Origin of the sequence: Pseudomonas sp. BF-RE-22 (assembly GCF_019956155.1) — a bacterium.
GTDB lineage: Bacteria > Pseudomonadota > Gammaproteobacteria > Pseudomonadales > Pseudomonadaceae > Aquipseudomonas > Aquipseudomonas migulae.
Map to the genome: position 1 here is coordinate 12,301 of NZ_JAHBDD010000052.1, position 14,781 is coordinate 27,081.

Here is a 14,781-nt window from a genome sequence, read left to right on the forward strand (position 1 = left end):
TTCAATAACGGTGTGGAGAATGCATCACGTATACTCGATACCCGAAAATGGCCTTCAACCCGAGCTCATCAAGTTGATCGAATTGGCAAGAGACCAAAACCGACTCGCTGCGACCTTCTTTGCACTGGATTGAACGTTTAAGGAAACTGCTGTCCAAAAGCCATTATCGACAGAGCATTCGCTGCAATTGATTGTCATCAATCAAGCGCCGAACCGAATTGGACAAGCTCCGATCCGGCTGCTTTCATTTATATCTCAGTAGGCAGTCAAGCGCTGCTGGCCTTGAGCCAGAGCCTTGTCACATTCCCAGGAGGGGTCAATGTCTTTCAACGTCATGATGGTTTTCGGTACGCGTCCGGAGGCTATCAAGATGGCGCCACTCGCCAGGGTGTTGCGTCAATGGCCCGGGGTCAAACTGAACATCTGCTCCACTGGCCAGCACCGTGAAATGCTCAAGCAAGTACTCGACTCCTTCGAACTGACGGTCGACGAAGACCTGCAAGTCATGACCCAGGGCCAGACCCTCAACGGGTTATCACAACAACTGCTGATCAACCTCGATCAGGCATACGAGCGGACAAAACCCGACATCGTGCTGGTTCACGGTGATACCACCACCAGCTTCATCGCCGCCCTCGCCGCCTTCAATCGCCAACTGCCCATCGGCCATGTCGAAGCCGGCTTACGCACCGGCAATTTGCGTGCGCCGTGGCCGGAAGAAGCCAACCGGCGCTTGACGGGCGTCATCGCCGACCTGCATTTCACACCGACCACCAAGGGCGAAAACAACCTGCTGCGTGAAGGCGTGCCCAAAGCCAACATTGAAGTCACCGGCAATACGGTGATCGATGCACTGCTATGGATGCGCACCCATCAACAGGAAATCAACTGGCACCCTGCCGCCGATTCGTCTCTGGCGGTGCTTGAAGACCATCGACGCATGGTGCTGATCACCGGCCACCGCCGGGAGAATTTTGGCGATGGTTTTCGCAACATCTGCCAGGCGCTCGCCGACCTCGCCGTGCGCTACCCGCAGGTGCAATTCGTCTACCCGGTGCACCTGAATCCGCAGGTGCAAAAAGCGGTGTATGGCGTGCTGTCGGACAAGCCGAACATTTATCTCGTGCCGCCGCAGGACTACCAGCATTTTGTCTGGCTGATGGGCCGTGCGCATTTCATCCTCACCGATTCGGGCGGCATTCAGGAAGAAGCACCTGCTATCGGCAAGCCACTGCTGGTGCTGCGCGATGTCACCGAACGTCCCTCCGTGCTCGAAGGCGGAACCGTTTTGCTGGTGGGCACCGACACCGACCGCATCGTCAAGGAAGCCAGTCGGTTGCTGGATGACGAGGCTCACTTCGAACGCATGAGCCGCATTCACAGCCCCTATGGCGACGGCCACGCCAGCGAACGCATCGGCACTCGATTGTTCGAGTGGCTGAGCGTGCGCTCGGCGGCGGTCAAAGCACGATGAGTTTCGGTTTTGTCGATTTTTTTGCCTACGTTCTGTTCGGTCTCAAATACCTCGCGATCACCCTGGCGTTTTTGATGTTCCTCCTCGGGCTCGATGACCTGTTCATCGACCTCGTGTACTGGGGCCGCAAGCTGGTCCGGCGCTGGCGGATCTACGAAAAATTCAAGCGCGCGGATGAAGAGCGCCTGTACGCCATCGCCGAAAAACCCCTGGCAATCATGGTTCCGGCGTGGAACGAAGTCGGTGTGGTCGGTGAAATGGCGCGCCTGGCGGCGTCGACCATCGATTACGAGAACTATCAGATTTTCGTCGGTACGTACCCCAACGATGCCGAGACGCAGGCCGACGTCGATGCGGTCTGCCAGCACTACCCCAACGTGCACAAAGTGGTCTGCGCCCGCCCCGGCCCCACCAGTAAGGCCGACTGCCTGAACAACATCATCGACGCGATCCTGCGCTTTGAAAGCGAGGCGAAAATCCAGTTTTCCGGGTTCATTCTGCACGATGCCGAAGACGTGATTTCGCCGATGGAATTGCGCCTCTTCAACTACCTGCTGCCGGCCAAGGACCTGATCCAGATTCCGGTCTACCCCTATGCGCCGGAGTGGCGAGGCTTCACCGCCGGGCATTACGTCGACGAGTTCGCCGAGAACCATGGCAAGGATGTAATCGTCCGCGAAGCCATGACCGGCCAGGTGCCCAGCGCCGGGGTCGGCACCTGCTTCAGCCGTAAAGCCATCAGCGCCCTGCTCGAAGACGGTGACGGCATCGCCTTCGACGTGCAGAGCCTGACCGAAGACTACGACATCGGTTTCCGCCTCAAGCAAAAAGGCATGAAGTGCATCTTTGCCCGTTACTCGGTGACCGACCCGAAACTGGCGCTCGAACAGCCTTGGGCGTTCGGCATGGACCGCGTGTTTTCCCAGGTCATCTGCGTTCGCGAGCATTTCCCCCGGGACTTTCAGCATGCCATCCGCCAGAAATCGCGCTGGATTGTCGGCATCGTCTTTCAAGGCACCAAGAACCTCGGCTGGAGCCCCACGGGCGTGCTCAACTATTTCCTCTGGCGCGACCGTCGCGGCATGATCGCTTACCTGCTGAGTTTCCTGGTGAACCTGTTATGCATCGTGCTGCTGGCGATGTGGCTGATGACGGTGATAGCACCGACCGCCTGGCGCTATCCGTCGATCCTGTCCAACAGCCCGGTGCTCGCTGCGCTCTTGTGGCTCAACGGTTTGATGCTGATCAATCGACTGTTCCAGCGTGGCTGGTTCGTCACCCGTTACTACGGGCTCGTCGAAGGCCTGTTGTCGGCACCGCGCATGATATGGAGCAACTTCATCAACTTCTTCGCCAACGTGCGGGCGCTGCGCCAGGTCATGGAAATGGGTGATTCGCGCCGCGTGGCGTGGGACAAGACCACTCACGAATTCCCGGCCCTGACCAAAGCCCAGCGCACGCCGCTGGGTCATCGCCTGGTGGAAAAAGGCCTGCTCACCGAAGAGCAACTGGAAGCGGCGATCACCAACCCGATACGCCGGCGTCTGGGCCACGAACTGCTGCTGCGTGAACACATCGACAGCACACAACTGGTAGAAACCCTCGCCGAGCAGCTGGATCTCGAATGGGCGCCACTGAACCCGTTCAAACTCGACAAGCGCCTGATCGACGCCGTGCCGCGCAAGATCGCCTCCCACTACGGCGTGCTGCCGGTGGCCGAGGAAGGCAACACCCTGGTGCTGGCCTCCGAAGGACCGGTGAGCCAGGTCTCCCTCGGTGCCATCAGCCGTCAATTGAAACGCCCGGTACGCTGCCGTCTTGCGCCTCAGGGCCGGGTCACGCTGGGTATCCGCTACTGGTACGCCAGCCCTCGCCAGAATAAGGAAGTGCACCACATGCTCGAAGTGCTTGAGCGTCATCAGGACGATGAAGCCTTGCTCGAACGCGTCAGCCATCACCAGGTGCTGCTGGGCAATCTGCTGCAAGTGCGCGGCATGGTCCCGCCGAGCCTGTTCAATCAGGCTTTGATCGACTTCGATGCCGAGCACATGTCCTTGGGTGAACACCTCATCTCGCGCGGCATGATCACGCAGGAAGTGCTCGAACAGGCCCTGGCCGACCAAGCCAGTGAACAGCAAGCGGCCTTCCGCATTGTCCGGGAGGTCGCATGAAGCCTGATCGTCATGCCCTCCTCATCGGCAGTCTGTTGCTGAGCCTGGCGACCAGCTCATGGGTACAGGCTGAACCGCTGACCGAGTTCGAACAATTTCGCAGTTTCCCCTACATGGATCGCAGCTACCGCGAAGCGAAAAAGGGCAACTGGGCCGAAGTCGAACGGCTGATGCGCCACCTGCTGGTCAAGGTGCCGAAAAACGATGAAGCCCGCGCCCTGCTGGTGGAAGCGCTGGCCAAGCAACGACGGTACAAGGATGCCGTGCAGGCGCTGCCGGACAACCCGGACAACAACGACGCCCTGCTCAACCTGCGCCTGACCTGGATCGAACAGGACCCTCCGGGCAGCGAGCAAGTAGAACAATGGATCGCCAACAGCAACCTCAGTCAGCGGGTACGCCTGTGGCAGGCCTATAGCTTGAGCCTCGCGAAGTTTGGTGGCGCCGGCAGGGCTCACGACTGGCTGGCACAACTGACGCCCAAGGGTGACGACAACATCCTGCAACTGGCCCGCTCCAATTGGTCCGAGCAATTGCGCGACTGGAACGGCACCATCGAGCAACTGGCGCCACTGGCCGCCAGCGATCAACTGGACGCCGAAGGCTGGCAGCGACTGGCCAATGCCTATGTGCAGCGGCTCGACGAACAGCCTTTGCAGCAATTGCTGCAGCAAGCCCCGTCACCCGAAGCCGCGCGCAAGGCACGCCTTGCGATGATCGATCGGGCGATCGCCATGGGCCAAGTGCAACTGGCTCAACGCTGGATTCAATCATTGCCCGCCAGCGACCTGGCGGATCCGGCGCAACGCCAGCGCCTGTGGGAACTGGCTCGACAAAGCGGCGATGTACCGACCGTGCAACGCTTGAGTGGCGAATTGCAGCGCCCGTGCCTGGAGACGGCCGAATGGTTGTCCGGTCGCGATCCGCAAGCCGCACGCACGCAGCTGCGTGGCTGCCAGCCGAACGATGACCCGCAAAAATGGTTGATTCTGGCCCAGCGCCTGCAAGACACCGAGCTGCTGCAAGGCACGCGCCTGCCCGAACCCTGGGACAGTCGCCGCCAGGCACGGCTGCTGGACATCTGGCAGGACCAGGGCGAGAGCGACAAGGTCATGGCCTGGCTCGCCGGCCAGCCACAGACGGCTGACGTGGTCAAACGCCGGGCCGAACTGGTGCAAGCCCTGGGTCGAAATTCAGAAGCCGCGACACTCTGGGAGCGACACTACCAGCAGACCGGCAACCTCGGCTCGCTCAATCAGGCAACGTATCTGGCGCTGAATGCCGGCCAGCGCGAACACGCGCAACAGTGGCTCGAAAACGCCTATGACCGTCATGGCGGCAAGTTGCCCGTTGCCCTGCTGCAACGGCTGGCGGGGCTCTATGCCTCGTCGACGCCGACCCCGGCGCAGCAGAAACGCATGGTGTCGCTGCTCAATCGCGTCGATCCCGCCACACGCGGCCAACTGCTGGCGCAACTGGCCGAGAAAGGTCAGTGCGACGCGGTACGACAAGCCATTGGCGAGCACCCGCAGGTCGCAGGCGACTATCGAGCCCTGGGCCGTTGCGCCATGCCGGATCGGCCGGGTGAAGCCGTCGTCTACTACCAGACCGCGGAAAAACTCGGCGACCGTGGCAGTCGTCTGCCACTGGCGTATGCGCTGGAAGCGTCCGGTGATTCGGCGGGTGCCCTGGCCATCTGGCGCAGCCTGCCGGAGGCTGAGTTGAGCGATAACGCCAAGCTGACGGCCAGCCGCAGCGCCCTCACCGCAGGCGACACGCAGCTCGCAGAACGTTACTGGCAACACAGTCGCGCACGTGGGGCCAATGAATGGGCGCTGGGCGCGGCGATTGCCGACGCGCGCGGCGATCATCTCGAAGCATTGCAACGTCAGCGTTCAGCCTTGCAGCAGGCGCCGGATGCCGGGAATTTCTACGCAGCGTCGGTCACCGCGCAAAAGGCCGGCGAACTGGAACAAAGCACCGCGTGGCTCGCCGAAGCCGTGCGTCGCGAACCGGACAACCCGCGCTATCGCGCCGATTACGGCATGCGTCTGGCGGGGGCCGACACCCGGGAACAGCGCGCCCACGCCATCCCTTATCTGCAAAGCGCCACCCGTGATTTTCCGGAAGACTATCGCCTCGGCGAAACCCTGGCGCTGCGTTATGACGAAGTGAAGGACAGCGCGGCGGCACGCAAGGAATTGCGCCGGGTCATTGACCTGGAACAGCACCCGGTAGCCGCCGACGATGAAGACGGCAGCATGGAAGCCAGGCGTTATCGCCAGCGCCGTGCTCACGAAACCCTGTCCCGTCGCGACAGCCGCACGCTGGCCAGCACCTGGTCACCGGCCGGCGTCTCGACCAACGACAGCTTCCGCCCCAACGGCACCCTGCGCGACAGCTCACGACGCGCCACCTCACAGAACGTACAAGTGGCGATCTGGGACCATGCGCTCGGTGAAGAGCCGAGCCGCGCCGGCAGCACGTTATCGGTTTATGGCCGCGTACTGCTTGGTGGTCAGGGTCGATCGAGTTACGGCGAATCCCTCGGCACCGGCGTGGGTCTGCGCTACAAGCCCTGGGGCACGGCGAACATCAACTTCTACGGCGAGCTCTACAAACAGAGTTCGTTCGATGACAACGACAATCAGCGCCTGAGCCTGGGCCAATTGCTGATTCCTGAAAAACTCGCCGACCAGTTCAACGATCACCGCCAGGACGGTCACACCAGCACTGATTACCTGTTGCGCGCCACGGCCTCGTTTCTTGATCAGGGACGGTTCCGCAACGACTGGCGCATTGATGAAAACGATTGGGAGGAACGTTTCCTCTACCTCGACGCCGCGTGGTGGACCAAGGCCGGTGATCACCAATGGCTGTCGCGCTTCCAGCAAGGTCACACCTGGAAGTTGCCGTTCAACGGCGCGCAAACCGTCATGCCGTACGGCTTTCTCGAGTTCGCCAGCCAGGACCCGAACAATGACTGGCGCCAGGACCTGCGCACCGGTATCGGCCTGCGCTGGCAATGGTGGTTCGACGACGACATCTACAACGCTTACCGCGCGCACCTGACGGTTCGTACCGAGTATCAGCAATCCCTGAGCGGCAACCTGTATGAAGGCGGCAACGGTGTGTTGCTGGGTGTGGAGTTGAATTTCTGATGACGCGTTTTCTCCTGGTTCTTTGCCTGTTGTTGAGCAGCACAATGGCCCGCGCCGATGAGCGGATTTTTTACCAACCCCTGAACGTCGACGCCAGTCTGAGCCAGGCGCAATGGCAACGGATCTGGCAGGACACCGCTCAACACGGCGTGCAGACTGTCATCGTGCAATGGACGGCGTACGGTGATTCAAACTTCGGTGGCGTCGATGGCTGGCTCGCCAACAGTTTGAAACTGGCCCACGAGCAAGGCCTGAAACTGGTACTGGGCCTGAATATGGACCCGGCCTATTACCAGCGTATCGATGAGCTGGACAGCGCCGGGCTCGCGGCTTATTGGCAAGTGCAACTCGGGCAGTCGCTGGCCCAGCAACAGCGGCTGCGCCAGGACTGGAAGTTGCCGGTCAGCGGTTGGTACCTGCCGATGGAGCTCGATGACTTTCACTTCCTGGCGGTCGAGCGACGGCAAACCCTGCAGCGCCAACTCAAGGATTTCGTCGGCAAACTGGACGCACCGCTGCACATCAGCGCCTTCACGGCCGGCAAACTTGCGCCACAGGTCAATGGGCAGTGGCTCGATGGGCTGACGAGCGTGGGCGTTCAAGTGTGGTGGCAGGACGGCGCGGGCACCGGGCGTTTACCGCCACTGGTGCGCAACGGCTACGCCAGCGCGCTGCCCTGCCCGGTCGGCATCGTGCGCGAAGCGTTCCGGCAAGTCAGCGCCGAAGGCCAACCGTTCCGCGCAGAGCCGGCCGCCCCGGACGCCTCCTCGGCAGGTTGCCATCCGACGGCGGTGTTTTCCCTGCGTTATCGACCGTGGGGCAAGGTGATTCTCGACAACCAGCGCAAGCAACAGGTCGGCGATGTACAAAACCATTGAAGATGAAGTCCTGAAAAAAGCCGCGCCGGCGGCACTCAAGGCTGAATTCATCCAGCATGAATTCGAGCGGCTGCATAAATTCTGCCTGCTGATTTATGTCGCCAGCATCGTTATCTGGGTGCTCTTCGATCTGATTGTCAGCTTCATCGGTGGCCAGGGTTTTACCTGGCTGTCGATGCTGTTTCTCGGGGTTTTCACGATCCTGGCGATTGTGCTGCTGTTCACCCGCAAGGCTCGGCATTTCCACGTATTGAACCTGATGTTCGTCTTCGCCATGACCTTGGGCATTCGCCTGGTGATCGAAGGCTTGCCCGCCGATTTCCAGCCTGCCTGGCTGGTACTGGCCGCTGCGAGCACGCTGTACAGCGCGTCGGTTTTGCCGCTGAGTCGTTGGTCCTTCTACGGCGCGCAAATCATCACCTGGCTGCTGCTCAACCCGTTCTACGACACCCACTTTCACGTGCTTGAGCTGCGGGGAATGATGACGGTCTGCTACGCCGGTTTTCTTTGTGCGATGACCGTCTACTGCTTCCTGAAATTACGCGAGGCCAAACTCTACAATTTCATCATGTCCCGCCTGCTGCTGGATCAGGCCTACATCGACACGCTGACCGAGATCCCCAACCGTCGCTCGTTCATGGCACGCGCCGACAAACAGTTGCAAGCCGCGCCACGGGAATCCGACCATTACCTGGCAATGATCGATATCGACAACTTCAAGAAGGTCAACGACGTGTTCGGCCACGACATTGGCGACGAGGTGCTCAAGCGCGTTGCCGCGGACATCAAAGCGGTGATGGCCGACTTTGAATACGCGCGACTGGGTGGTGAAGAGTTTGCGATTTACCTCGCCGGTGTGCGCCGTGAAGACGTCGCCGCCCTGGCCGGCGATCTGTGCAGGGTGGTCCGCGAACGAACCACCCTGCACCCGGTGACCATCAGCATTGGCCTGGCGCGGGTCGCGGAGAGCGACACGCTGAATCAGGCGCTGGTGAAAGCGGATGAGGCGTTGTATGAGTCAAAACATTCGGGGAAGGATCGGTATACGTTTCATCAGTGATGAGCGTATTCGCGAGCAAGCTCGCCTGGATAACGCGGTGTACCTGGATAAATAACGATTTCAAAGGAATCGACAATGGCCGTTGACCAACCCGCCCCCGCCTTGAAGGAAATCTTCAACGCCGAGCGCCTCAAGCACATCGCTACCGAGATGACCGCGGTCTACCCCGACTTCAACGCCAAAGCCTTCCTCAAACTGGCCAACGAGGGACTGGCCGAGCTGTCGATCATGCAGCGCATGGCCCGGGTCAGCGAATCTCTGCACGCGGTATTGCCGCTGGGTTTTGATGAGTCGCTGGAGGTATTGCGCGCCCTCGCCCCGCGCCTGAACAGCGGCTTCGTCAGCATCTCGCTGCCGCATTACGTCGCGACTTACGGCGCCCATGCTTTCGAACCGTCCATGGCTGCGCTCAAATACTTCACTACATTCGGCTCTGCTGAATTCGCGATCCGCTATTTCCTGCGCAGTGACCTCAAGCGCGCGTTGGCCGTGATGCACGATTGGTCACTGGATGAAAACGAACATGTCCGGCGCCTGGCCAGCGAAGGCTGTCGCCCGCGCCTGCCGTGGTCATTTCGCCTGGAGCAGATTCAGGCCGACCCGAGCCTCGCCGCCGCGATCCTCGACAACCTCAAGGCGGACGCCAGCCTTTATGTGCGCAAGTCGGTGGCCAACCACCTCAACGACATCACCAAGGACCATCCCGAGTGGGTGCTGGACCTGATCGAAGGCTGGTCGCTGGAGAACAGGCACACCGCGTGGATCGCCAGACATGCGCTACGCAGCCTGATCAAACAGGGCAACCAGCGGGCGCTGGCGATTATTGGCGCGGGCGGCAAGCCCGAGGTCGAAATCATTGATGTGAACGTTGAACCGGCGGTGATTGGCCTGGGGGAGAAAGTCACGTTGTCCTTCAGCGTTAAATCCACGGTCGAGGACAGTCAGCGCCTGGTGATCGACTACGCCATCGATTACGTCAAAGCCAATGGCAGCACGTCGGCGAAGGTGTTCAAGCTCAAGACATTGACGCTGCCCGGCCATGCGACCGCCCTCCTCAGCCGTGGTCAGCACATCAAGGAACTCACCACGCGCAAGCACTACGCCGGCCGACACGCGGTGCACGTCCTGGTGAACGGCGAACGCCTCGCCAGCACGGCCTTCGAAATCCTCCCCTAAACACGCGATCAACTGTAGGAGCGAGGCTTGCCCGCGAAGGCGGTTTTGAAATTGATGCAAGATTCAAGGGCCTCTTCGCGGGCAAGTCGGATCGCCGCACCGCTGCTCCTACAAGGGATCGGGGCCTCGCAGTAGATCCTGTTCTCGCTCACACAACTCCACCACGTAATCCCACAACACCCGCAACCGCACGGACTTGTGCAGCTCGCGACGAGTGCTGATCCAGTAGCTGCGCTGGATGCTTTCATCCGGCAACAGCGGCACCAGCTGCGGGTCGGCACTGGCCATGTAGCACGGCAGCACCGCAATCCCCAACCCCGAGCGCGCCGCCTGTTGCTGGGCGATCACGCTGGTGCTGTGGAACACCACCTGCGGATTGCGGCAGAAGCTGTTGAGGAACATCAATTCCTGACTGAACAGCAAGTCGTCGACATAGCCGATCCACGCATGGCGCCCGAGGTCTTCGCGGCTGCGCAACGGTGGCGCCCTGTCGAGGTAAGCCTGGCTGGCATACAGCGCCAGGCGATAGTCGGTGAGTTTGCGCGTGACCAGCATGTCGGCTGCGGGGCGTTCGAGGTGGATGCTGATCTCCGCTTCGCGGTTGAGGATGCTGACAAATCGCGGCACCGCCACCAGCTCCACTTCCAGCCCCGGATAGCGCTCGAACAAACCGTTCATGCGACTGGCGAGGAACATGATGCCCAGGCCTTCGGTCACCCCAACGCGAATCTTGCCCAGCGGCGCCGTCGATTGGGTGATCTCTTCCTGGGCCAGCAAGGCGACGTTTTCCATCGCTTCAGCGTGCTTGAGCAGCGCTTCACCCGCCGGCGTCAATTCATAACCCTGGGCGTGCTGGACGAACAGCGCCGTGCCGAGGCTTTTTTCGATGGCCTCGATGTGCCGGGCCACGGTGGCGTGGGTGGTGTTCAAACGGCGGGCAGCAGTGAGCAAACGCCCGCTGCGCTGCAATTCGAGAAAAAACCGCAGGTCATTCCAATCGAACATGAACCGTCCTTAGGGATACGCTGTTTAAAAACGCACAGCGGCTGCGCAAAAACTAACATTCTTTTGACGAAAGCTAACAACTAGGATGATCGACAACAAGAACAACAATACGAGGTCAGGGATGCAGACTTCCCTTGATGAATACGATTACATCGTGGTCGGGGCCGGGCCGGCAGGATGTTTGCTGGCCAATCGATTGTCGGCCAACCCGCAACACCGGGTGCTGCTGCTCGAAGCCGGCGGTCGCGATAACTACGCATGGATTCACATCCCCGTGGGTTACCTGTTCTGCATCGGCAACCCGCGCACCGACTGGTGCTTCAAGACCGAAGCGCAAGCAGGCCTGCAAGGTCGCGCCCTGAGTTACCCGCGCGGCAAGGTGCTCGGCGGCTGTTCCTCAATCAACGGCATGATCTACATGCGCGGCCAGGCCGGCGACTACGACGGTTGGGCAGCCGATGGCAATCCCGGCTGGCGTTGGGACGATGTGCTGCCGCTGTTCAAGAAGAGCGAAAATCATTTTGCCGGCGACTCGCAATTTCACGGCGCCGCCGGGGAATGGCGGATCGAGCGCCAGAGACTGTCCTGGCCGATTCTCGACGCCTTCCGCAGCGCGGCCGAACAAAGCGGCATCGCCAGCATCGATGACTTCAATCAGGGCGACAACGAAGGCTGCGGCTACTTTCAGGTCAACCAGAAGGCCGGGATTCGCTGGAACGCGGCCAAGGCATTTCTCAAACCGGTCCGCCATCGTCCCAATCTCACCGTGCTGACCGACGTTGAAGTCGACCGCGTGCTCCTGGAAAACGGCCGCGCGGCGGCGGTCAGTACGCGTTGGCAGGGTCAGGCGAAAACCTTCAAGGCGCGCAAGGAAATCGTCCTTTGCGCGGGTGCCGTCGGTTCGCCGAGCATCCTGCAACGCTCCGGCATCGGCCCTCGCCCGCTCCTGGAAAAACTGGGCATCGGTGTGGCCCATGAGCTGCCCGGTGTGGGCAGCAACTTGCAGGATCACCTGCAACTGCGGCTGATCTACAAACTGCAAAACGCGCGTACCCTGAACCAGATCGCCGGCAGTGTGTGGGGCAAGATCGGCATGGGGCTGCGTTATCTGTATGACCGCAGTGGCCCGCTGTCCATGGCGCCGAGTCAGCTCGGTGCGTTTGCCCGCTCCGGGCCGGAGCAGACTTCGGCGAATCTCGAATACCACGTGCAGCCGCTGTCGCTGGAGCGTTTCGGCGAGCCGTTGCATGCCTTCCCGGCCTTCACGGCGTCGGTCTGCGATCTGCGTCCGCAAAGCCGTGGGCGAATCGACATTCGCTCGGCCAACCCGCAGGACGCGCCGCTGATTCAACCCAATTACCTGAGCCATCCGGAAGATTTGCGCGTCGCTGCCGATGCCATCCGCCTGACCCGACGCATCGTTTCCGCGCCCGCCCTGCAAGCGTTCAAACCGGTGGAATACCTGCCCGGCGACAGTTTGCAGAGCGAAGAACAACTGCACGAAGCCGCCGCGCGAATCGGTACGACGATTTTCCATCCGGTCGGCACCTGCCGCATGGGCAACGACGGGGACGCGGTGGTCGATGCCGAATTGAAAGTCCACGGCATTCCCGGCCTGCGTATCGCCGACGCCTCGATCATGCCGCGCATCACCTCGGGCAACACCTGTTCGCCGACGCTGATGATTGCCGAAAAGACCGCACAACTCATCCTCAACCCCGCCACAAGGAGCCTGACTTCACCGATGGAACTGGTGAGCAATGCCTGACCTCCAAACACAAAACTTGTAGGTAGGGCACAAGAAATATGAACGACAAAGATCAACTGTAGGAGCCGGCTTGCTGGCGATAGCGGCGGATCAATCAACATCGATGTCACCCGATGCACGGACAGTAGCGGCACCCGCCCACAAAGCATGTGCCGACAGTGGAACAACAAAAACAATCACTGTGAGGGATACCGATATGTCAGAACACGTTCAATCTCTGGACATCACGCGCAGCACCGATGCCAGCCGTGACACCCGCAAAGTCATCTTCGCTTCGTCACTGGGAACGGTGTTCGAGTGGTACGACTTTTTCCTCTACGGCGCCCTCGCGGCGGTGATCAGCAAACAGTTTTTCGCCGGGGTCAACGATACCACCGCGTTCATTTTTGCACTGATGGCGTTCGCCGCCGGCTTTATCGTGCGGCCCTTCGGTGCGCTGGTGTTCGGGCGGCTGGGGGACATGATCGGGCGCAAATACACCTTCCTCGCCACCATCGTCCTCATGGGCGTCGCGACGTTTTGCGTCGGGTTGCTGCCGACTTACGCGAGCATCGGCATCGCCGCGCCGATCATCCTCGTGGTGCTGCGCATGCTTCAGGGCCTGGCCCTGGGCGGTGAGTACGGCGGCGCTGCGACCTATGTCGCCGAACACGCGCCCATCGGCAAACGCGGATTCCACACCAGCTGGATTCAGTCCACCGCGACCCTCGGCCTGCTGCTGTCGTTGCTCGTGGTGCTGGGTTGCCGCTACTTCACCGGTGACCAGTTTGAAGTCTGGGGCTGGCGGATTCCGTTTCTGTTTTCCATCGTGCTGCTGGGCATCTCGACCTGGATTCGCCTGAGCCTGCACGAATCGCCCGCGTTCGTGAAAATGAAAGAGGAAGGCAAGCTCTGCAAATCGCCACTGCGTGACTCCTTCGGCAAATGGGAAAACCTCAAGGTCGTGCTGATCGCGTTGTTCAGCATCAACGCCGGGCAAGCGGTGACGTTTTACGCGGCGCAGTTCTACGTGCTGTTCTTCCTCACCCAGTTCCTGAAAATGGACCCGGCCCTGGCCAACAGCCTGCTGATCGTCAGCGTGATCATCGGCGCGCCGTTCTTCATTTTCTTCGGTTGGCTGTCGGACAAGGTCGGGCGCAAACCGGTGCTGATGATCGGCCTGTTGCTGGCCACCGCGCTGTACTTCCCGATCTTCAAGACCCTGGCTCATTACGCCAACCCGGCGATCGACCAGGCCAGCCGTCAGGCACCGATTACCGTACTGGCCGACCCGGCGACCTGCACCTTCCAGTTTGATCCGGTGGGCAAGGCGAAATTTGACAGCCCGTGTGACAAGGTCAAAACCTTCCTGGTGAAACAGGGCCTGCCCTACAGCAGCGAAGCGGCCCCGGCCGGCAGCGGCGTGCAGGTCAGCGTCGGTGACGTAAGGCTTGAAGGCTTTGACGAAGCGGCTCTGCGAGGTGCGGTGACCCTGGCCGGGTATCCGTCAAAAGCCGACGTCCAGTTGATCAACAAACCGATGATCGTGGCGCTGATCGTCGCGCTGATCATCATCTCGGCCATGTGCTACGGGCCGCTGGCGGCGTTGATGGTCGAGCTGTTTCCGACGCGCATTCGCTATACCTCGATGTCCCTGCCGTATCACATTGGCAACGGGTGGTTTGGTGGGTTCTTGCCGACGGTGTCGTTTGCGTTGGTGGTGTACACCGGGGACATCTTTTATGGGCTTTGGTACCCGGTGGTGATTACTGCGGTGAGCCTGGTGGTGGGGATGATCTGTTTGCGTGAGACCAAGAACGTGGATCTGGATACTAACTGAGGGTTGGTTGGTGTTTGGGCGGTTGGGGGCATGTCCGTTATTTCGGTGATGGCTGCTGGCGGTTTCGCCCTTACGGCGAGTCACTTGGAAAAGCCCCAAGTAACCAAGGGCTCTTGCCCCTTTCGTTCGGTGCCTCGCCTAGGCTCGGCATGCCCTCGCTCCGGTCCTGCTCCGTGGGCCCGCCGCGATCGGCCATCCTTGGCCGTGCGCGGCTAACCCGGCATCCATGCCGGGTTGCCCACTGCGCAGAACCTCCACTCGGCCTCTCG

9 protein-coding genes are annotated in these 14,781 nt (G+C 60.8%); 8 read left to right on the forward strand and 1 reads right to left on the reverse strand.

Translation table 11 applies throughout. The annotated features are described in order from the left end of the window. The first annotated feature begins 319 nt into the window (after positions 1-319). The 6 genes from wecB (at position 320) to KGA82_RS22385 (ending at position 9,920) form a co-directional block, all read left to right on the forward strand. Positions 320-1,474 (forward strand): non-hydrolyzing UDP-N-acetylglucosamine 2-epimerase, encoded by a 1,155-nt coding sequence (gene wecB / locus KGA82_RS22360; RefSeq protein WP_223452559.1) that lies wholly within the window; start codon positions 320-322, stop codon positions 1,472-1,474. Then, entirely contained in the window at positions 1,471-3,645 is a 2,175-nt protein-coding gene (gene nrfB / locus KGA82_RS22365) for a cyclic di-3',5'-guanylate-activated glycosyltransferase NrfB (protein ID WP_223452566.1), read from the forward strand. The genes wecB and nrfB overlap by 4 nt, the downstream gene beginning before the upstream one ends. Next, on the forward strand, positions 3,642-6,806 hold the full coding sequence (locus tag KGA82_RS22370) for an NfrA family protein (protein ID WP_223452560.1): 3,165 nt from the start codon (positions 3,642-3,644) through the stop codon (positions 6,804-6,806). Before nrfB ends, KGA82_RS22370 begins: the two co-directional genes overlap by 4 nt. Next, on the forward strand, positions 6,806-7,684 hold the full coding sequence (locus KGA82_RS22375) for a DUF4434 family protein (protein ID WP_223452561.1): 879 nt from the start codon (positions 6,806-6,808) through the stop codon (positions 7,682-7,684). The genes KGA82_RS22370 and KGA82_RS22375 overlap by 1 nt, the downstream gene beginning before the upstream one ends. Then, a complete protein-coding gene (locus KGA82_RS22380) occupies positions 7,668-8,744 on the forward strand; it encodes a sensor domain-containing diguanylate cyclase (protein ID WP_207284449.1) in 1,077 nt (358 codons plus the stop codon). Before KGA82_RS22375 ends, KGA82_RS22380 begins: the two co-directional genes overlap by 17 nt. 75 nt (positions 8,745-8,819) lie before the next feature. Further along, positions 8,820-9,920 carry a DNA alkylation repair protein gene (locus tag KGA82_RS22385; RefSeq protein WP_223452562.1) on the forward strand — a complete coding sequence of 367 codons (1,101 nt, stop codon included), beginning with the start codon at positions 8,820-8,822 and terminating at the stop codon, positions 9,918-9,920. Positions 9,921-10,028: 108 nt separating this feature from the next. Here KGA82_RS22385 and KGA82_RS22390 read toward each other — a convergent pair whose 3' ends face one another. Then, entirely contained in the window at positions 10,029-10,925 is an 897-nt protein-coding gene (locus tag KGA82_RS22390; protein WP_207284451.1) for a LysR family transcriptional regulator, read from the reverse strand. 121 nt (positions 10,926-11,046) lie between these two features. Here KGA82_RS22390 and KGA82_RS22395 point away from each other — a divergent pair, with 121 nt between their 5' ends. Both KGA82_RS22395 and KGA82_RS22400 read left to right on the forward strand, forming a co-directional pair. Further along, positions 11,047-12,693 (forward strand): GMC family oxidoreductase, encoded by a 1,647-nt coding sequence (locus KGA82_RS22395; protein ID WP_223452563.1) that lies wholly within the window; start codon positions 11,047-11,049, stop codon positions 12,691-12,693. Between the two features lie 196 nt (positions 12,694-12,889). Then, a complete protein-coding gene (locus KGA82_RS22400) occupies positions 12,890-14,512 on the forward strand; it encodes an MFS transporter (protein WP_223452564.1) in 1,623 nt (540 codons plus the stop codon). Positions 14,513-14,781: the final 269 nt, after the last annotated feature.